Source organism: Dehalococcoidales bacterium, from assembly GCA_030698765.1.
Taxonomy (GTDB): Bacteria; Chloroflexota; Dehalococcoidia; order Dehalococcoidales; family UBA2162; genus JAUYMF01.
The window spans coordinates 1-20,197 of record JAUYMF010000024.1; the positions used below are offsets into that span (position 1 = coordinate 1).

Annotated in this window: 19 protein-coding genes; 5 read left to right on the top strand and 14 right to left on the bottom strand. The window is 51.8% G+C overall.

Annotation, left to right across the window (positions count from 1 at the left end):
- The 6 genes from Q8Q07_00910 to Q8Q07_00935 all read right to left on the bottom strand — a co-directional run.
- The coding region (locus Q8Q07_00910) for a (Fe-S)-binding protein (protein ID MDP3878851.1) at positions 1–736 on the bottom strand (736 nt) is incomplete at its 3' end.
- Positions 737–923: 187 nt separating this feature from the next.
- Entirely contained in the window at positions 924–1,298 is a 375-nt protein-coding gene (locus tag Q8Q07_00915) for a hypothetical protein (protein MDP3878852.1), read from the bottom strand.
- A 36-nt stretch (positions 1,299–1,334) separates the two neighbouring features.
- Positions 1,335–3,155 (bottom strand): aldehyde ferredoxin oxidoreductase family protein, encoded by a 1,821-nt coding sequence (locus tag Q8Q07_00920; GenBank protein ID MDP3878853.1) that lies wholly within the window; start codon positions 3,153–3,155, stop codon positions 1,335–1,337.
- Positions 3,156–3,413: 258 nt separating this feature from the next.
- Complete coding sequence (locus tag Q8Q07_00925) at positions 3,414–5,762, bottom strand: transglutaminase domain-containing protein (GenBank protein MDP3878854.1); 2,349 nt, start codon at positions 5,760–5,762, stop codon at positions 3,414–3,416.
- 27 nt (positions 5,763–5,789) lie between these two features.
- A complete protein-coding gene (locus tag Q8Q07_00930; protein MDP3878855.1) occupies positions 5,790–7,019 on the bottom strand; it encodes a DUF58 domain-containing protein in 1,230 nt (409 codons plus the stop codon).
- Positions 7,020–7,043: 24 nt separating this feature from the next.
- Positions 7,044–8,006 carry a MoxR family ATPase gene (locus Q8Q07_00935; GenBank protein MDP3878856.1) on the bottom strand — a complete coding sequence of 321 codons (963 nt, stop codon included), beginning with the start codon at positions 8,004–8,006 and terminating at the stop codon, positions 7,044–7,046.
- A gap of 235 nt (positions 8,007–8,241) precedes the next feature.
- On the opposite strand from Q8Q07_00935, the gene Q8Q07_00940 reads away from it, so the two are divergent.
- The 4 genes from Q8Q07_00940 to Q8Q07_00955 all read left to right on the top strand — a co-directional run bounded on the left by Q8Q07_00940 (position 8,242) and on the right by Q8Q07_00955 (position 12,043).
- Positions 8,242–8,892: an isochorismatase family cysteine hydrolase gene (locus tag Q8Q07_00940; protein MDP3878857.1), complete on the top strand. Its 651-nt coding sequence runs from the start codon at positions 8,242–8,244 to the stop codon at positions 8,890–8,892.
- Between the two features lie 56 nt (positions 8,893–8,948).
- The gene (locus tag Q8Q07_00945; GenBank protein ID MDP3878858.1) at positions 8,949–9,914 is read left to right on the top strand and encodes an enoyl-CoA hydratase-related protein; all 966 of its coding nucleotides are present in this window, start codon (positions 8,949–8,951) and stop codon (positions 9,912–9,914) included.
- Between the two features lie 222 nt (positions 9,915–10,136).
- On the top strand, positions 10,137–10,574 hold the full coding sequence (locus tag Q8Q07_00950) for an archease (protein ID MDP3878859.1): 438 nt from the start codon (positions 10,137–10,139) through the stop codon (positions 10,572–10,574).
- 11 nt (positions 10,575–10,585) lie between these two features.
- Positions 10,586–12,043 (top strand): RtcB family protein, encoded by a 1,458-nt coding sequence (locus Q8Q07_00955; protein MDP3878860.1) that lies wholly within the window; start codon positions 10,586–10,588, stop codon positions 12,041–12,043.
- Positions 12,044–12,087: 44 nt separating this feature from the next.
- Here Q8Q07_00955 and Q8Q07_00960 read toward each other — a convergent pair whose 3' ends face one another.
- The 6 genes from Q8Q07_00960 to rhuM all read right to left on the bottom strand — a co-directional run bounded on the left by Q8Q07_00960 (position 12,088) and on the right by rhuM (position 17,305).
- The gene (locus Q8Q07_00960; GenBank protein ID MDP3878861.1) at positions 12,088–12,234 is read right to left on the bottom strand and encodes a hypothetical protein; all 147 of its coding nucleotides are present in this window, start codon (positions 12,232–12,234) and stop codon (positions 12,088–12,090) included.
- A gap of 83 nt (positions 12,235–12,317) precedes the next feature.
- Positions 12,318–13,901 carry a citramalate synthase gene (gene cimA, locus Q8Q07_00965; GenBank protein MDP3878862.1) on the bottom strand — a complete coding sequence of 528 codons (1,584 nt, stop codon included), beginning with the start codon at positions 13,899–13,901 and terminating at the stop codon, positions 12,318–12,320.
- 1 nt (position 13,902) lies between these two features.
- Positions 13,903–14,997 (bottom strand): 3-isopropylmalate dehydrogenase, encoded by a 1,095-nt coding sequence (gene leuB, locus Q8Q07_00970; GenBank protein ID MDP3878863.1) that lies wholly within the window; start codon positions 14,995–14,997, stop codon positions 13,903–13,905.
- A 4-nt stretch (positions 14,998–15,001) separates the two neighbouring features.
- Entirely contained in the window at positions 15,002–15,499 is a 498-nt protein-coding gene (gene leuD / locus Q8Q07_00975) for a 3-isopropylmalate dehydratase small subunit (protein MDP3878864.1), read from the bottom strand.
- Between the two features lie 259 nt (positions 15,500–15,758).
- Positions 15,759–16,079, bottom strand: coding sequence for a hypothetical protein (locus Q8Q07_00980; protein ID MDP3878865.1), 321 nt, complete (start codon positions 16,077–16,079; stop codon positions 15,759–15,761).
- 38 nt (positions 16,080–16,117) lie between these two features.
- Positions 16,118–17,305, bottom strand: a complete 1,188-nt coding sequence (rhuM, locus tag Q8Q07_00985) for a RhuM family protein (protein MDP3878866.1) — start codon at positions 17,303–17,305, stop codon at positions 16,118–16,120.
- Positions 17,306–17,431: 126 nt separating this feature from the next.
- Here rhuM and Q8Q07_00990 point away from each other — a divergent pair, with 126 nt between their 5' ends.
- The gene (locus tag Q8Q07_00990) at positions 17,432–18,685 is read left to right on the top strand and encodes a transposase (GenBank protein ID MDP3878867.1); all 1,254 of its coding nucleotides are present in this window, start codon (positions 17,432–17,434) and stop codon (positions 18,683–18,685) included.
- A 43-nt stretch (positions 18,686–18,728) separates the two neighbouring features.
- Here the strand turns inward: Q8Q07_00990 and Q8Q07_00995 are convergent, their stop codons facing one another.
- Positions 18,729–19,076 (bottom strand): endonuclease domain-containing protein, encoded by a 348-nt coding sequence (locus Q8Q07_00995; protein MDP3878868.1) that lies wholly within the window; start codon positions 19,074–19,076, stop codon positions 18,729–18,731.
- A 96-nt stretch (positions 19,077–19,172) separates the two neighbouring features.
- The gene (locus tag Q8Q07_01000; protein ID MDP3878869.1) at positions 19,173–19,874 is read right to left on the bottom strand and encodes a hypothetical protein; all 702 of its coding nucleotides are present in this window, start codon (positions 19,872–19,874) and stop codon (positions 19,173–19,175) included.
- Between the last annotated feature and the right edge of the window lie 323 nt (positions 19,875–20,197).

The window sequence follows — 20,197 nt, forward strand, 5'->3', positions numbered from 1 at the left end:
GGGTGAAGTGGGTTACTTTAAAGCTGCCACCCAGGGCGGGATATTCATTCTTGAAGGTGGTGTAGCAGTGGGGGGAGGTGGCAATGATTTCTGTGACGCCGCTGCGGTGAAAGGTGTCAATATTGCTCCGTGCCAGGCTCACGAAAAGGCTGGTGTCTCCCGTCTTGCGGATGCTCTCGCCACAGCAGTTCTCCTCCGTGCCCAGTATACCGAAGTCGGCGCCGGTACTCCTCAAGAGGCTGGCGCTGGCGCGGGCGACTCCGCTGAGCCGGGAATCATATGCGGGTGTACAGCACGGGAAATAGAGCACTCCCGTGCCCTTGGTAAACCTTTTTATATTAAGGTCTTGCGCCCAGTCGGCGCGCTTCTCGCGGGCTTCCCCCCAGGGATTGCCCAGGCTGGCCAGGCTGGCAGCGACGCTATGGATGCTGTCCGGGGACATCTGGTACTGTACCATGATGGCGCGGGCCGCCCGCATAACGTCGGTTATGCCCACGCTGCGGGGGCAGCGGCTGACGCAGGTATTGCAGGTGGTGCACAGCCACCAGTCCTCGTCCTCCAGCTCAAAGAGACCGAACTGGGTCTGGCGTACCATCTTGTGCGGGATGAAAGTCCTGACCGTGTTCCAGGGGCAACTGGCGGTGCAGAGACCGCATTGAAAACACAGTTTGAGCGTTTCACCGCCGGCTTCCTTTATCGCCTCTGTGGCGTCCTTGAACGGGGCTACTGATTCCAATTTTTAACCTTTATTCCGGGCTTATTTAACAAATCGCTGTCAATGCGAGGGCGGAGCCCGAAGCATTCCGTTTTCCCGGTTTGCGGATTGCTTCGCTGCGCTCGCAATGACGTGAACGTTCGGGAGTACTGGCGGTTATTAAATATTCTCATTCTTCTGTTTAGCCAGCTTTCTCAGAAAGCAGTTATTACCCTTGGACCAGGGTCAAGGCGTCCGCCGCGCACACCCGGACACACTGGGGGTCGGGTGGTTCACCGCAAAAATCGCACTTCAGGGGGATATCAACATCCGGTTCTCTAAAGATGGGTTTTACCGGACAGGAGGAGTTGCAGGTGATACAGTCATTGAAGTCGATGCCATCCCTGACGCTGACATGCTTGGCAGTGCATTCCGCCTCGGTGTAAGGCCCGGCGATTACCGGGTAAGAGAAGTCACCCAAAGTGAAGACCCTAATCCTCGACCTCTTGGGATTGAAGGTGTTTTTGACGTGCTGAAAGGAGCAGGCCATTTCGCAGAGTCGGCAGCCGGTGCATTTGACGTTATCGATTCTTATTTTCGGCATTGTTCTCTCCTTAATCCGGTTATTAGATTCCCTGGCTCAGGACAACCCCAGTTCTGCCAGCTTTTCACGGGTAGGCACGCCATTCTCATCCCAGCCGCGGAGGCGGTAATACTCGGGCAGCATTTCCCGGAGATGGTGTACCTGACCTTCGGCGGCTCCCTTGAGCATGGGCTGCTCCAGTATTCTCCGGGGCAGCGTATCGTCTTTGGCGGTGAACCCGGCTTTCAGGTTAAGCAGGCGTTCCAGGTTCCATATCCTTTCCCCGGCCTGTAACAGGCTCTCTACCGTATAGTCGAGTCCGGTAGCCGCATTGAGCAGGGGTATTATATCCTCCGGTGTAATCACGGTCTGGGCGAGGAACTGGCACAGACCGCTGATGTCAATCACGGTCATGTAGTGCTGCATATTGACGCACATGGCGGCCTTGCCGTCCGTGCCTAGCGGGTCAGCCGGTTCGAAGATACCCCAGACCTCGTTGTTGTAGACCAGCGCCCGGTTATGGGAGCAGCCGGTGTTGGAGGTGGCGTACTCCAGCCCCGTCCCCTGTGCCCCCTGGACGTGATATGTAGCCGTCTCCTGCTTCTTCACGCCCATGAACAGTTCCGGGTGCCCGTACTTTTCGGCTAGCCGGTAGCCCCCCTCGGCCAGCGTATCGCCGAAGCCTTCCCGCAGCCCCATTTTCTCCACCATCTCCACCAGTGCCTGGGCATTACCGAAGTTCAACTGGCAGCCGGCTTCCTCCTCCGTCAGGTACCCTTTCTCATATAGCTCCATGGCGCAGGCGATGGTGCCCCCCACTGATATGGTATCTATTCCCAGTTCATTGCAGATATAGTTGGCTTTGACCACCGCCGCCATGTTATCGACCCCGCAGTTGGGGCCCAATAGCGCGGCGGACTCAAATTCCGGCCCTCCTCCCTCTCCCTTGAACTCGGGGTCGGTGACGCGGGTTAACCTGATGCAGGCGATGGGGCAGGAAAAGCACCCCCCGTTCCTGATGAGATAATTAGCCCGCAGTACCCGGCTGCTGACATTTTTAGCCCCTTCGAAGGTGCCGGTCTGGAAGTTGTGTACGGACAGGTTCCCCATCTGGTTCATCGGGTAAAGGGCATTGAGGGTGCCGTACTGGGGCAGGAACTCGGAGGTGTTGCGTCCCGCCTTGACCTTGTCCCAGACAGCCAGCATGGCTTCTTTGAAAGCCTCGCCATCGGCGACGGTAACTCCACCGGTGCCGTGAACGGCAATCGCCTTCAGGTTCTTGGATCCCATCACCGTGCCTGAGCCGGAGCGGGCCAGGGCATGGTGCTTATCGTTCATGATACAGGCCATCTTGACCAGTCTCTCACCGGCCGGGCCGATGCAGGCGATATGGGTGTCCAGTGCTATCCATTCATCCCCGGTTTCAGCCTTGATGGCCTCTTCCGTATCCTGAGTGTTTTTGCCCCAGAGGTGCTCGGCGGGCTTAAGCTGGACATCGTCATTGTTGATGGAAAGATAGACCGGGGTGGGTGACTTGCCCTCGATGATGACCATGTCATAACCGGCGTATTTCAGTTCGGCGCCGAAATCACCCCCGGCATTGGAGCAGTGGATGGTGCCGGTCAACGGTGACTTGGTTACCACCATGTACCGCCCGCCGGTGGGAGCGCCGGTGCCGGTAAGCAGGCCGGTGGCAAAGATCAGTTTATTTTCGGGACTCAGTGGGTCAATATTCGGGTCTACTTCATCGAAGAAGACCCTGGTGGCCAGTCCCCGTCCGCCGATGTATTCCTCGGCCAGGTCAAGGTCCAGCTCTTCCTCTTCACATTCGCCCCGGCTCAGGTCAACCCTTAAAACTTTACCCGTCCAACCGTTCATAATAACCTCCCCTAATCCCTGATAGCCTGCTGCAAATCTATTCTTTAGCAGGACTGAAATGGATATTTTGAATCACTCAGGAGTATTTTAATATAATACCTCTTTGCTTGCCAAGTGCTGGTAGAGTCTTCTCTCCCCTTCGGTGAGCTTTACGAGACAGTTAGAGTGAGGTAGATTGACTTCACCCTCACCCCCGTATCCAATACGGGGCAGGCTTATTCCTCTCCCGTCAAGGGAGAGGATATTTGCATATACTGTCTAGCGGCGCCAGCGCAACATTTGCTTAAATAGCGCCCGGTAGACATCACGCCAGTACCTTTCCAGCCTCATTTCCTGCGGCAGGAACAGTCTCTTCCTGGGACTGTACCTGCTCTCGGTATAAGCCTGTGCAATGTTGTTGATGGCTTCAGCCTGTAACGGGAGCGCTGAGGACAACCTGATACTATATTCAAGGGGGGTCTCCTGCGGGTTTGGTCCCCGGTTAATTAAAGAGGCCAGGAAACACATTTTAGCGTAGACATCAGACGCCTGTCCGGTTCCGGTAAAGCGCCTCAGCCAGCGGTAAAGGACTATCCCTACTATAAATACCAGCGGAATAAGGAAAAAGGTGGTGGGAAACGGTGTGGTCTGTCCCGGTTGTTCCACGGGACTGGTACCTTCAAAGGCGCCCCCTCCTCCGCCACTGAAGAAGTCTTCATCCTCATCCTCAAGTGGGGGTGAAGTACCGCTTCCGGCGAATGTAATATCCTCCTCAGCCCTCAGTCGGGTAGTCGCCTCAAATTCTATCCAGCCGTAACCGGGGAAATAGACCTCCGGCCGGGCATGATAGTCTCTGGCTCTGACGATGTATTTACCGCTATTTCTATCCAGCGTGCCCATGAGATACCCGGTGCTGAACCGGGCGGGCACACCTATTGAGCGGAGCATGACGGTCATGGTCGAAGCGAAGTTGACGCAATCACCTTCCCGCAGTTTAAAAAGGAAATACTCAACGGCGTCCGTTCCCTCCGGCGGGATTTCAGTCTCCTGCTTGTACTTGAATTCATCGTTAAGAAAGCTTTGAATAATTATCGCTTTGTCATAGGCTGTTTCCGCTCCTGCGGTCAGTGCCTGGCTGAATTGCCTGACACGCGCCGGGAGGCTGTCAGGTAATTGCAGGTAATACTCAGTAATCAGTGGCGTATAGTTATCTCCCGCCCGGGACAATTCCTCGGGCGTGGCGGTGGTAATGCTGGCGGTCATCCGGTAGCGCTGCCTGGCTTTAAGCAGTTGCGGTGAAGTTACGGCGACAATATCTCCGGACGTTAGCTCGTTCGGACTGAGTGCGTTTGTCCGGGTAGTCCCCGGAGCAGGAGCGATAGCTGTCACGTTGGCCGTACCGGCAGTAACCGCTGATTCTATATCAACCTCTTCGGCAGGTAGAGTCTGCAGCATTACCGGGATATCGCTGGCGATAAATTCTCCGGCGGTGAGCAGGATGTCTGTCTTCAAGCTGCTCTCTACGGTGTATGTCAGCTCCCGGTGGTTCGGGGATGGTTCTACCCTGCTCAACGGAGTTCTGAACTGAAGTCTCCGGTTATCCGTGGTGTTGCTGCTGCTCCAACCCCAGAGGTTATAGGTGTCATATCTCCGGGTACGCCAGTAAAAGGTCTCCTCGGCGGTAATCACGAACTGCACTTCACTGTTGTAGTTTACCGCGTCAGTGAAAGGCAGCGCTTCCTGTTCCCGGCTCCTAATGATGTCCCACTTTCCGGGCACCGCGGCGAAGAGATTGAACCACTGCCTTTCAATGTTTTCACCGCGCGGTATCCTGGTACTGACCGCGCTTTCCAGTTGCTTGGCTCGAATTTCAGGGGTGAACCAGACACCGGAAACAGTCAACAGGCTGAGACAGAGCACGGAAGTCATAAAGTAGACCGTGACGCGTTTAGGGAAATTGCTGTCGTTTTTTTGGAGCCAGTTGCGTGTTCTGGTCAGGTTTGTCTGTCCGATGAGCAGCATTGCCGCCAGGAAATAAATGGGAAAAAAGTGGCGGTAGTTTTCCGGCAGGTTGCTGAGGTTAACCAGGACAATGGTTGTACCCAGCAATACAGCCGGCCAGGCGTTTTGTTTTCTCAAAATATGCCAGGTCGAGATGTAACCGGTTATCCAGGTAAGCAGGAGGAGAAACAGGGCAAAATGTACGGGGCCTTCGTTCGGCTTACTATTGCTTACTGCCTGCCACCAGGACTGCCAGCCAGCCAGCCATTGGTTGGAGCCGGAGGTTGTTTCGGATAAGGGCAGTAGTAAGGATGACTGCCATGCCGCTACCGCTATTCCACCGGCTATCATCAGGGAGTGGGCTAGCAGGTCAGGCAGCCGCTTCTTACCCAGCAGCAGCAAGATGAATACGGAGAGACCAAGGACAAGTGTCAATGATGGTTGAGGTGTAATCCAGTGGGCTTGTTCGATTGACCACACGGCGATAGCCAGGGTAAGCAACATCAACGCCACACTGGCACACTCTTGCGGACTGTCAAACCAGAAACGAAAAGTTAAGGGCGCCGGTCTGGATAATCGTTTCCCCGGTATATTGCGGGATGTATAGCCTCTCTTTCTTCTTGCCATTTCCCAGTATCCATAGCTTATGGTATCTCAGATATATCTGATGTGCGGGGAGGAGAAGCGGTTATCTAAGGCCCGGGCCAGGTCATCTCCTTTTCTGACTGTATAGACTTGAATACCGCGGCCGTTGAGGTTGCGGGCGATATTTACCGGGTTAGCGTTGCCGCCGAAGCTGGTGGGTTCGAGAAGGATTGCTACCGCCAGATTACCGCGATTTTTTAGCTGCTGCATGGTGGCCACCACGCGCTCGCTGTCTGACGGGGTGATGATAATGACGGTGGAAGTACCTTTCAGGTACTCAATCTCATCGGAGACCAAACGGTCAACGGGTGTTTTGCCGGTGGCTTTCATCAAGGCGAGGGCTTCTATCATGTGCCATAGATGTTCCTCTCCCCTCTCGGGCGGAAAAAGGTAATGCCGGTCACCCGAGGCGACCAGTCCGACCTGCATTCCGCTGTCACTATACTTTTTCAGCAGCGAGGCGGCGATGGTTACGCCGTACTCTTCTGTGCTCCCTTCATCTTCACCGAGGTGAGGGGCTTCCTGCATATCGAGGATGATCCAGACTCTCTCAGAACCGCTGTGCAGGTGGTCACTGTCAAACACCTTGACCATTAACCTGCTGGTGTGAGCCGTGCTCTGCCAGTGGATATGGTTAAGGCTGTCGCCGGTGTTGTATTCTCTCACACTGGAGGCGTTGGGGCTGAGTTGACTGAATGACTGGTAGCCGGTATTGTAGCCTGAGACATTGATCGGTGATGATTCAAAGAGGGGGAGTTCCAGTGTTGCCGGGTAGACGAGGATAGACTGCGGCTCTCCCAATTTCCGTTGCCGGGAAAAGAGACCAAAGGGGTCAGTTACCGTGGCCGTAACCGACCCCAGGTAGTGCTGCCCCCGCCGCTGATAATGGGTGTGATTCTTCCAGCGGTAGGAGCTCCCGGGTGACAGGTTAAAAACGGCAGAGTTGCTGTGTCCGGGTAAACTGCTATCCTCCTCTACCCTGAGGGAAAGTTTGGGCAGCTTACCCTTGTTGGTTACGGTGATTTCCTCATCGAACCCCTCGCCAACCTGACAGAAGTCCGGTAGCTGCCCGACTTCAGCCTCGAGACCACCCGTGCCAAGCCGTACCCACAAATAGCTGATTAATAGTACTGTTACGGAGAGCAGCCAGAACCGAGTTACCAGTGTAAGGCCCCCGGCCAGGGCCAGAGCCAGTAATAAGATTAAAAGAACGACGAGGATTATCCTTTGAACTTTCAATGACTCACCCGGGTCAGTTATATATCAGTGCTTAGCCAGCGCGCCGGGAACGGGGACGCTTTCCAGTAGCTCAGCGATGCTGGACTTACCATTCTTGTCCTGACCATACTCTGAGGGACGTATTATTATCCGGTGAGCCAGAACGGGTTCAGCTAAACTCTTAACGTCATCCGGCAAAACGTAGTCGCGTCCTTCCATCAAAGCGCGGGCCTGAGCGGTGCGGAAAAGGCCCAGAGAACCCCGGGGTGAAGCCCCGAGATGAATTGAATGATGATGGCGTGTGGCGTCAACCAGGGATGCTATGTACTGCTTCACCAGGTCATCCACATAGACCTGTTTGACGGTTTCCTGCAGCATTAAAACATCGGCGGCGTCAGCCACCGATGAGAGTTCCTCAATGGGATGGGTGTACTGTTGCCTTTCCATAATGACTATTTCATCGGCTGCGGATGGATAACCGAGGGTTACCCGGAGCAGAAACCTGTCCAGTTGTGTCTCAGGGAGGGGAAAGGTACCCTCATATTCTATAGGGTTCTGGGTGGCTAAAACGTGGAAAGGGGGAGGTAACTGGTGGGTGGCGCCATCCACGGTGATTTGTCCTTCGTCCATGCATTCCAGTAGAGCCGATTGGACTTTGGGTGTGGCTCGGTTGATTTCATCCGCCAGGACTATCTGCGCCATGATCGGGCCGGGGCGGAACTCAAAATCGGCTGTTTTCTGGTTATAAACTGAGACCCCGGTAATATCACCGGGGAGCATGTCAGGAGTAAACTGAATTCGTCTGAAGGTGCAGTCTATTGACTTGGCCAGGCTGCGCGCCAGCATGGTCTTGCCGACACCGGGTGCGTCCTCGATAAGCAGGTGTCCTTTGGTAATCAGAGCGATTACGGCGAGTACTATCGCTTCTCTTTTGCCAATAATGACCTTCTCTACATTGTCCACTATTCGCTCAGCCATCTGCTGAGCCCCGTTTAGTGTGTTCTCCATTTTCCCCTCCAATTTTAGGGTCTCTTAGATCGGGAATGCGCCGGGTCTGTTTATTGTTTACATTATCATTTTAGCACAAAAGGTATAAATTATTAAAAAAACAGGATATTGCATGTGTATGTTATGGGTGTTATGCTGTCACTCAAGAGCCTGATAAGCCTGTTTTGTTCAAAGATTATCTCATAAGCTGTATAATTGGCGCAGGAAGTCCGGCAACGAGTGGAGGAGCACTGATATGAAAGAATTACAAAATATTTACGTCAGTCCGGAAAATGCTGTTCTGGTGGTGGTGGATATGGAGAACGGATTTTGTAAACCGGAGGGATGGCGCTATACCGAAATGAGCGCCCGTATCATGCCCGGAGTTATTACCGCCATACAGGGACTGGTGTCCCGGGCTCACAGCGCCGGTATTCCCGTCATCTATATTCAATCCGTGCGTACTCTCAAAGAGCCTGAATTCACCGTTTTTGGCAGGGAACCTCATCTGGAAATGGGTACCTGGGCCAGTGAGATTGTTGAGGAACTGAAACCGGAGAAGAGCGACATCGTCATGCGGAAATTCTCCCATGACCCGTTCTACAAACCCGACCTAGACCGGGTATTGGAGAGGCTGGTCTCCGGCGCTACATCATACTATGCCTTAGTCACCGGGGGGGCGCTTAATATCTGTGTCTATCATACGGTGATGGGGTTTCATTTGAGAAATTACTGGACGGTGGTGCCGGTGGACTGCGTTTACTATCTTACCGATGCGGGTAAGGAGAGGGCGCTGGGGCAGTTCTCTGAATCTGCCTATCCTAATATTTTCCTGTCCCGTTCCGACCTGATTTCAGTGTCACAGACTCCGGTGGTGTCCCACCCGCGCCCCGTGCCCGGGAAATGACGCCCGGCTTGAGAGCAGGTTAAAATCCAATAAATACTTGAAGGGGGTAAACGGATATGACTTACCGTGATATTGTCTATGAGAGCCAGTATATGGAGAATGTTGCCAGGATTACTCTTAACCGCCCGGAGAAGATGAACGCATTCAGCGCCCGGCTGCTGGACGAGTTCTTCGCCGCTCTTGATGAGGCGGAGGATGATGACAGGGTGAGGGTGGTAATCGTCAGGGGGGCAGGACGCTGCTTTGCCGCCGGTTATGATTTAAACCCCTCGCCGGCTGAGGTCTCCGGTGATCCGGAGAAACCGGATGGCCGGGGACTGAGCTGGTCTTTGTTCCGCAGGGGACCGCGCCGTCAGACCGGGGTGGCTAATGACCTGAGGTACCTCTATTTTCGCGCTCAGCGCTGGCTCAGCCTCTGGGACTACCGGAAAATCCTTGTCGCTCAGGTACATGGCTACTGTCTCTCCGGAGCCAATGAGATGGCCGGTAACTGTGACCTGATTGTAGCTTCTGAGGATGCCGTCTTCGGTCATCCCGCGGCACGGTCTCAGGGCAACCTGCCCAATAGCTTCGGCGCTCTCTGGGCAATCAACATGGGGTGGAGGCAGGCCAAATGGCTGGCTCTGACCGGTAAGACGATGACCGCGCAGGAAGCGTTGCGTGTCGGCTACGTTAATCAGGTGGTGCCCCGTGACCGGCTGGAAGCGGAAACCAGTGAGGTAGCCATGACGGTGGCCTTGATGGAGATGGATTTCCTCACCCTGCACAAGCGCGCCATCAACCGCTTTTTTGAGGTAGCCGGGTTGAAGACCGCCATCAGTAGTGGCGTGGAATTTGACGCTCTTATCCATGCTTCTGAAGCCAGTCATAGATTGAGCGCCGAGTTCGGTAGAATAAGGCAGGAGCAGGGGCTTAAAGCGGCTCTTACCTGGAGGGATGCTAAATATGCCCGCGGCCAGGCTACCGGACAGATAGCTACGTCACCGGAGGAAGATGAGGGTGAGGGGCATCACCAGTACTAAGTTGCAGAAATTCGCGTCAGCTTCCAATCTCCTCTCCTTGAGGGGAGAGGATTAAGCCTGCCCTGTACTGGATACGGGGGTGAGGGTGACACAATGTTCTTTACCCCTCACTTACATCTCTCCCGTAAGGGGAGAGAGAAATCAATTATTACGGCTATTATTGCAATTAGGTACTGGACTGCCTGACAGTAGCGGCATCTGTTTGGGGAGGGGCGGGAGCAGATGGTATACTTTAAGAAAGCGATGGAGAAAGAATTTGAAATCATCGATCATACCGCAGACGTGGGGATTATTGCCTATGGCGCCGATATTAAACAGGCATTTGCCAATGCGGCTAAGGCTATGTTCAGTCTGATAACCGAGCTTGATGATATCGATGAGGTGTTGCATCGTGATGTCGAGGTGGTGTCTTCTGATCGGGAGAACCTTCTGGTGGCGTGGCTGAACGAGCTTATTTATCTCTTTGATGTGGAAAACATTCTTTTTAAGCGATTTGATATCGCAAGGCTCAACCAGACTCAGCTTAAGGCGAGAGTTTACGGGGAGAAGGTGGATAACGTCAGGCATAAGGTGAAATTAGGCATCAAGGCTGCCACCTACCACATGCTGAAGATTGAGAAGGAAAACGGAGTCAAAGCACAGGTAGTATTTGATATTTAAGAGGGGATAATATGGCGCCGTGGCGGGGGATTGTACGAAAGATAGATGATTACCGCTGGGAGGTTCCTACCAGCTATAAGGCGGGTATGTCTGTGCCCGGCGTTATCTTTGCCAGCGAAGATATGCTTGAGCATATCTGGGAAGAGAAGGCTGTCGAGCAGGTAGCTAATGTGGCTTTCCTGCCTGGTATCGTCAAGTATTCGCTGGCCATGCCTGATATCCACTGGGGCTATGGTTTTCCCATTGGTGGGGTCGCCGGTATGAGGGTAGCTGATGGGGTGGTGTCTCCGGGAGGGGTCGGTTTTGACATTAACTGTGGCGTACGGCTGCTGCGGACCAATCTTACCGAGGCGGAGGTGCGACCCCGGATTAAGGAACTGGTTAATGAACTCTATACTAACATCCCTTCCGGGGTGGGTTCCACGGGCAAACTGAGAGTGAGTGAGAAAGAACTGGCTGAGGTGATGATAAAGGGCAGCCGCTGGGCGGTAGAGAAGGGTTTTGGTGAGGCTGAGGATATCGTACTTACCGAAGAGTCAGGTTGCATTAAAGGAGCTAATCCGGACAAAGTGAGCGATAAAGCCAGGAAGCGTGGTATTCCGCAGTTAGGTACGCTAGGTTCGGGCAATCACTTTCTGGAAGTGCAAATTGTTGAAGAGATTTATGACAGAGAAGCGGCTGAAGTTATGGGTATCAATGAGACCGGGCAGGTACTGGTGCTGATTCACACTGGTTCCCGCGGCTTTGGGCACCAGGTCTGTACGGATTACGTGGCTTTGATGGGTAGCGCTTTGAAAAAATATGGTATCAGCCTGCCTGACCGCCAGCTAGCCTGTGCCCCGGTGCAGTCTCCGGAAGGGAAGGACTACCTGGCGGCGATGGCCGGGGCGGCTAATTATGCCTGGACTAACCGGCAGTGCATCGCCCACTGGACCAGGGAGGCTTTTCTCAAGGTCTTCGGTAAGGGGTGGCGGGAGTTGGGTCTGGAGCAGGTCTATGATGTGGCGCACAATATTGCCAAGATTGAGCAACATAGCGTCAATGGGAAAAGGCAGGATCTCTGCGTCCACCGTAAAGGAGCCACCCGGGCTTTTCCCGCCGGTCATCCTGACATTCCCGCGACTTACCGTGGTATCGGTCAGCCGGTGCTCATTCCCGGCGACATGGGACGCTACTCCTATATTGCCGTAGGCACGGAGACGGCGATGCAGGAAACCTTCGGCTCCACCTGCCACGGCGCCGGCCGGGTGCAGAGTCGCTCGGCGGCCAAGCGCAGTCTGCGGGGGGCTGATATTGCCCGGTCACTGGAGGCCAGGGGGATTACGGTTAGGGCAGGCAGCATATCATCACTGGCAGAGGAAGCCTCCGAAGCCTACAAGGATGTGGCGGATGTGGTCGAGGTGACCCATCAGGCAGGCATCTCCCGCAAGGTGGTCAAATCAGTGCCCTTGGGTGTCATCAAGGGTTAGCGCAGCTAGAGAAGCTAGATGAGTAGATACCTTCGGTAGGTTAACTATAAGGTTCCTAGAGCAGCGAAAAGTCCAAATGCCAGCATAATAGGTAACCCAATTACGACATATACCGCCAGACCAATGACTGTCATTCTCCACCAGAAAGACCAGACCAATCCCCAGGTAACTTTCACTTCTACTTTATCCATCTTGCCTCCTTAATTCCTGCCTCTATTTAGAGAGGGGAGGAATACAAGAAGAGGGGCGAAGCCCCTCTTGAATACCCTGATTGTTATTTCTGCTTCAATAGCCAGTATTCCAGGCTGTCGGCAAGGGCGAGCCAGCTTGCTTCAATGATGTTGGTGGAGCTGCCTACCGTGTGCCAGTCCTCACTCCCGTCACTGGATTCAATAAGGACGCGGACCTGAGACTCGGTGCTGGTGTTCTCTTCCAGAATACGTACCTTGTAGTCAACCAGTTTGACGCTGCTTAGACTGGGGTAGAACTGCAGTAGCGCTTTGCGAAGCGCCAGGTCAAGGGCATTGACCGGGCCGTTGCCCTCGGCGGCGGTATGCATTACTTCGTCGCCTACCTTCACCTTTATCATCGCTTCGGCCAGTGTCTGCTCCAGGTTGTTACGGACCGGCTGGCGTCGCCTCGTCTCCACCAGTACCATGAAATCGACCAGCTCAAAAGGCGGCTGGTAACCGGGCTGTGCCCGGTGCAGCAGCAACTCGAAAGAGGCTTCGGCGGTCTCATATTGAAAGCCGCGGCTCTCCATGAACTTGATCTGCTCCAGCAGCTTCTGGGTTTCCCTGGCTTGCGGTGGTAGTTCTATTCCCATCTCCTTAGCTTTGAAGATGATGTTACGCTTCCCCGATAGCTCGGAGACTACCGTTCTTTGTTTATTACCCACCCGGGTGGGGTCAATATGCTGGTAGCTATTCGCCCACTTGCTCATGCCGGAAACGTGAAGCCCGGCCTTGTGGCTGAAGGCGCTGGCGCCAACATAGGGCAGGAAGGGGTCGGGAATGAGATTGGCCGCCTCACTGACGTAACCGGATACCTCGGTCAATTTAGCCAGTTGCTCATCGGTAATACAGTCAATGCCCATCTTCAGTTTCAGATTGGGGATAATGGAGCAGAGATTGGCGTTGCCGCAGCGCTCACCATAGCCATTGATGGTACCCTGCACCTGGGTTGCCCCGGCTTTTACCGCGGCCAGTGTGTTGGCCACGGCCGCTTCAGTGTCATTATGGGCGTGGATGCCCAGGGGCACCGAGACCAGCCTTTTGGCGGCCTCAACGGCGGTGGTTATATCGTCGGGGAGGGTGCCGCCATTGGTGTCGCAGAGCACCAGACAACCGGCTCCGGCTTGAGCGGCCGCTGTGAGACAACGCAGAGCGTAGTCCGGGTTACTTTTGAAACCGTCAAAGAAGTGCTCGGCATCAAAGAAAACGGTAATCCCCTGTGCTTTGAGGTAAGCCGTGGAGTCGGCAATCATGCTCAGGTTTTCCTCAAGGGTGGTCTCCAGTACACGGGTAACCTGTAAGTCCGAGCTTTTGCCGACGATGGTAACCGCCTTTACCCCGGCATTGGACAGGGCAATGAGGTTGGCGTCCGCTTCCGCTCTGGTGCCTGGCCTCCGGGTGCTGCCGAAAGCGACCAGTACCGAGTGGCTGAGGGGCAGCTCTCTTGCCCGGGCGAAGAACTCTTCATCCTTGAGGTTCGATCCCGGCCAGCCTCCCTCGATGAAGTGGATGCCCAGTTCATCGAGTTTCTGAGTGATATGCAGTTTGTCCACCACCGAGAAGGAAATCCCTTCTTTTTGCGCTCCGTCCCGCAATGTGGTGTCGTAAAGCTGTACCGGTGACAATTTACCCCCCTATTTTCCCGGCAACCAGGTCACCCATCTTTTTGGTGCCCACCTGTGTTTTCCCTGCTGACATTATATCACTGGTGCGGTAACCTTCGCTCAAGACCTGATCAACAGCCGTCTCGATGGTACCGGCTTCTTTGATTAAGCCAAAGGAATGGCGCAGCATCATCGCTATAGTAAGGATGGTAGCAATGGGGTTGGCGATATCCAACCCGGCGATAGACGGGGCGCTGCCGTGGATAGGCTCGTACAGGCCAAACATGCCTCCCCCGTCCTGTGGCACTCCCGCAAGGCTGGCCGAGGGCAGCATACCCATGGAGCCGGCCAGCACCGATGCCTCATCGGTCAGGATATCACCGAAGGTATTCTCGGTGACAATGACGTCAAAGTATTTCGGAGTCTGGATGAGTCGCATGGCGCAGGTATCGACCAGCAGATGCTCGAGTTCAACGTCAGGGTAGTCCGCAGCCACTTCCATTGTCACCTGTCGCCAGAGGCGGGAAGATTCCAGGACATTGGCTTTATCTACTGAGACCAGTTTTTTACGGCGGCCCCTGGCCAGCTCAAAGCCGACCCGCACAATACGCTCGATTTCCTGCTCTGAATATGCCATGGTATCAACCGCCCGCCGTCCGCGGGATGTCAGCCACTGTTTCTTGGGACGGCCGAAGTAGAGACCGCCGGTAAGCTCACGGATGACGATCATATCGACTCCTTCAATCGCCGCCGGTTTCAGGTTTGTGGAGTCGGTGAGCGTCGGGGAAACCTTAACCGGGCGTATGTTGGCGAAGAGTCCCAGCCCCTTTCTGATTGCCAGCAGCCCGTCCTCCGGGCGGGTCGGGGCTTTGGGGTCATCCCACTTGGGGCCGCCCACAGCGCCGAGTAATACCGCTTGAGAGCGACGGCACATTTTCAGCGTTTCCGCCGGCATCGCTTCTCCGGTCTGGTCAATGGCGATCCCGCCGAACAATCCCTTGTCAAAATTAAAGTTATGGCCGAACCTGCGGCCGATAGCCTGCAAGATCTTGATGCCTTCATCGGTAACCTCGGGGCCGATGCCGTCACCGGGCAGGACTGCGATATTGAATTTCACCTGACTACCTCCTCATTGCCAGTCTCTTTTTGGTATGCTCAATCAGACCTCCGGCTGAGATAAGCTCGGACATAAAGTCGGGGTAGGGCTTGGCGGTAAACACCTTACCGTTCTTCAGGTTCTTAATCTGTCCGCTGGACAGGTCAACTTCCACCTCATCACCGTTCTCGATGTTGTCCACCGCTTCCTCGCTTTCCAGCAGCGGCAGGCCGATGTCTATCGCATTTCGGAAGAAGATGCGGGCGAAGCTTTTGGCTATTATACAGGAGACACCGGCTGCTTTGATAGTCATCGGGGCGTGCTCCCTGGAAGAGCCGCAGCCGAAGTTGGTGGTAGCGACGATGATATCCCCCGGCTTGACCCGTTTGACAAAATCCTTATCGATATCCTCCATGCAGTGTTTGGCCAGTTCGTTGGCGTCAAAGACGTTCAGGTAGCGCGCCGGTATAATGACATCGGTATCAACATTGGCTCCGTATTTGTGAACTTTTCCTTTTAACATTTCGCTCTCCTTTTTATATTTGAAAACCCCTCACCCTTTATCCCTCACCCTGATGAGTTCTCTATCCCTTAACGGGGAGGTTAGTGATGATATCAAACCAAACCTCTTAACAACCTCCAGTAATGCCTCTTTCTTGATGGGGAGTTAGTGATGATGAATCATTTTACTAACCTCTGCATTTCCTCTCCCTTGACGGGCTTTGTATCATAAGTGCCTTCTGTATCAAAAGTCGGCGAGTTGTATTAAAAGTCGTAAAAACTTATCGACGATTATCAGCCTCATACTTAATAGAAGATTTGAGTTCATCAAGTTTAAGACCAAGGTCAAACAACTGATTGTCTAAATCATTAGAGATTTCGGCAAGTTCCTTCTCATTGGTTTTTGAATAATAGTTGGGGTTGACACTTGTGATAAAAGAACGTAGGTCATTAGCCCTATTTTGAACGTCTTCAAAGACGGACTGTGTTTTAATTACCTGAAGTTCTAAATCCGGCCAAGGTGATGTGTCTGCACACGCTAAGAGGGGTAGCGTAAGAATGATTACACTCGACATGGCGAAAACTACATTCCTAATCTTCATAGTTTAGTCCTCCTCAGTGTCACCCGCCATCTAACTTATTACTCCAACTGTTTTCTGTCCGGGGCTTTGAGTTGTCTCTGGTAGGTATCAAATACTTTACGTACATGGTCATCTGCTTTCTGTCTAAGATATTGCTTATATTCATAAAGTACTTGATAATCGTTAGCGGTTAGCAAAGTATTTAACTTGAACGAAATTTCTTCCATCGTCATCTTATGGCCACGAAAAGCCTTTGACTCAGCGAACAGTAAGAATTGTTCGGATATGTTTTCTAACGCTCGTAGTTCATCCGGTGATAAGTAATTCTTTGCTACGTCTGCCTCAGTCATTGTAGGGGTTTTCCCTTTAACAGTTACCAATCCCATGTTGTGTTTTAACGGGTCGGCTCGGTCTATCTTTATTTCTGAGGCTGTCTTGCCAGTGACAGCAAAGTGAAATTTGTCCTGCGCCAGAGCAAAGAAAGTCTTTGCTGTTTGCGATTCAGGATTATAATCGCTGGCACTTTCTTTGAACACATCACGAACCTTCTGGTAAAGGCTAACTTCAGAAGTGCGAATGCGTCTTATCTTGTCAGCCAACTTCTTTTGAAGTGCCGGATTATTAGTAAGCCGCTCTTCATCTAAAACGGCACCATCCCGAATATATTCACTCAGTTTTTGAGTTGCCCATTGTCTAAATTTTGTGGCCGTCTTTGAATTAACCCTATAGCCAACAGATAGGATTACATCAAGTGTATAGATATTGACCAGTTGCTTAGAACCAACAATGTGCATTTTTTGCACATTGTTCAATTCATCAAGTTCTTGGTCAGAAAAAATATTAGCAACGTGCTTGGTAATGACCGACCTATCAACGCCAAAAATAGTAGCCATTTGCAATTGAGTTGCCCAAATCGTTTCTCTGTCAGGGTCAACACGAAGCTTTATTTCTCCGCTATCTGATTGGAATATGACTGGAAGATTACCTTCATCGCTCATATCTACATCTCCGACCTCATCTGTTTTTGATTGACGATTATCTGGAGCATATCGCTTCTGTTTTGGTATCCGTTTTTTTTGAGCCAACGAATCGAGTAGTAGTAAAATTGCCTTACTATTTGCCGGATAACGGTCACCCGCCTTCCATTTCTCAATTGCATTTACAGTCAAATCGAGTTCAGTCGCTATAGCGGCCAGAGTCCACCCATTGGTTTCAAGTTCGGCTATTTTTATCTGTACGTCATTCATACGATAATCCTAGCATACAGCGTATGGTAATGTCAATATAATATTTTTGCACTTTGCTATTGACATTGTATACAGTGTATGGTATTGTAGATATGTAAGTGAGAAATACAGACACGGAGAACTGAAATGGATGCAAGAGAAGAAAAGGGATTGGTTATAGCGGCAACAAGCAAGATTGAAAAGAATCAATTGGGCTGGAAAGTCCCTTCCCAATCTGGTAACGGTAGCTACATTGTGAGCCTTGACCACGGAACGCCGTTCTGCTCGTGCCCTGACTTTGAAAAGAGACAGCAACCATGCAAACATATCCACGCCGTAGAGTTCGTGATACAGAGAGAGACAAAAGCTGATGGAACTGAGACTGTCACCAAATCCATGAAAGTAACTTGCACTCAAGAATGGTCTACGTATGACAATGTCCAGATGCACGAACAAGAGCACTTCGTTGACCTGCTCCGTGACCTCTGTAGTGGAATTGAACAACCCACACAGGCATTCGGTCGACCGAGACTCCCACTGGCTGACGTGGCCTTCGCTGTTACTTATAAAGTTTATTCCACAATGTCTGGTAGACGTTTTATGAGTGACCTCAGGGAAGCGGAAACAAAAGAACTGATTGCTAAATCCCCCTCCTTTGCCAGTAATGCCCGATACCTCGAAAATCCCGAACTCACTCCGCTTTTGAAAGATTTGATAGAACAAAGCGCAAGCCCTTTGAAATCTATTGAGAGTGACTTTGCTGTAGATTCCACTGGGTTCGCTTCCACTACCTATAACAGATGGTTCGACCATAAATGGGGCAAAATGCGGAGCGAGGCCAAGTGGGTTAAAGCTCATTTGATGTGCGGAGTCAAAACCCATGTCGTGACTAGCGTTGAAGTCAGCCCGACCGAAACTGCCGACGCTCCCCAGCTTCCCCAACTGGTAACCGCAACTGCTCAGACGTTCAATATCAATGAAGTATCGGCTGACAAGGCATATTCTAGCCGGAAGAATCTTCACGCCATTCAAGCTGTCAACGCCACGCCTTACATTCCATTCAAAAGCTACTCTAAAGGTAGTCAGGGAAGCAAGAAGTTTGACGGCCTCTGGAATAAGATGTGGCACTTCTACAGCTTCAATCAAGATGCTTTCTTGGCTCATTATCATAAACGGTCTAATGTGGAAACAGCCTTCTCTATGATTAAAATGAAATTCGGAGCAAACGTAAAATCCAAGTCTCCGGTCGCTCAGGTCAATGAAGTCCTCTGTAAAATCCTTTGCCATAATATCTGTGTCCTGATACAATCTATTTACGAGTTAGGGCTTGAACCGACATTTTGGACTTTTGATACAAAGGAAGCGGTTGTTCCAAAAGTCACCCCGAATTACGGCTTTTGATACAAAGCCCCCTTGACGGGAGAGGTTAGGTGAGGGTGATACCTTAACCAAGAGCTCCCTCAATCCGGATTAACACTCCATCCAAGTTCCGCAAAACATCATTATTCCAGAATCTTATTACTTTATAGCCTCTATCTTCAAGATAACCGGTTCTGAGCTCATCTTTTGCCCTGTTGCTTTGTTCATCATGCTGACCGCCATCAATTTCAATAATCAGCATTGTATCGAAGCTCACGAAGTCAACAATATAGCTCCCTATTGGCTGTTGTCGGCGAAACTTAACCTGGCAAAGCTGCTTGTTTCGCAAACGTGACCAGAGCAACCTTTCGGCTTCAGTTTGTTCCCTTCTGAGTCCTCTGGCTAATGGTACTTGCTGTCCGTATTTATGCATTCGGAAGTTTCTAGACCCCTCACCTTAGTCCTCTCCCGCAGAGGGGAGAGGAGATTGGAAAAGGGGCGGATCCCCTTTGGTTCTCTGTTTATGACCTTATACTTTCCCAATATTTAATTTGGGATAAGTTTCCTTATAGTTACTGATTTCTTTGCCAAGTGATTTTTCAAGAGCTTTATCCTTAGTTAAAAAGAAGAGTCTAATTTCACCATCCTCAATATAATCAATCAGCAAGCTACCTCCGGTCTCCTTGAGTTTTATAGATCTGTCGTAAAAGTATTTTTGAATGTTACTTTGAGTGCGTATACGTGGGAAATGCTGATAAAGCATCAAGATTGAACTCTTGTCCATACGCTCAAATAAATTATTTAATTCGCAGTACTTGATGTGCTTATCTCTAGTCCTCTTGACTTGCAACCCTACATCCGGGTCAACAAATATCAAGGATTTCGGCGGGAGTTTCTTACTTACATCTTGGAAATATCTCTCCCTTTCTTCGTGATGAAAGTAGTCTCCAAAAATCTCTGCCTCAATACCATACTTTTTTAAAAAGCCTCGCAGTTTTTTAACATCCCTTTTGTTCCTATCAGCAAATCTGTCTAAGAAAGTTACTAAACAGCTGTTTTCACTTCCTGCCTTTGCTTTGGAGCGGACCCTGTCTTTCCCTTGCCCTGTATTGTCATTCATTGTCAGCATCGGAATAAATGTGAATCGGTCAGCCAAACCCCTTCGGATAAGATAGCAAACCAGGTCATACTTGAATAAGTCCTTGTTATCTCCGAAATACTGGTTCTTCATTTGCTTGCTTTCGTCCGCAGTCTTTCCTGAACCGCCGGGCCGGTCAACTCACACAGAGCGTCGGCAGCAATCCAGCGGGCGCTTTTTGGTTCCATGCCTTGAATCTCCTTTGCCGTAGCAACCGCCTTCTCATTCAGGGATTTTAATATTCTCCATCCTTTTTTGACTCCCTTCTACCTGTACCTCACCTCGCGGGCAGGGAGTACCAAAGAAGAGAGACCTTCTCCTGCTAAAACTATATTTAAAGGACTTCCTCCGGGCTGCTGATTTTGCCGGTGATGGCGCTGGCGGCGGCCACGGCCGGATTGGCAAGGTAGACTTCC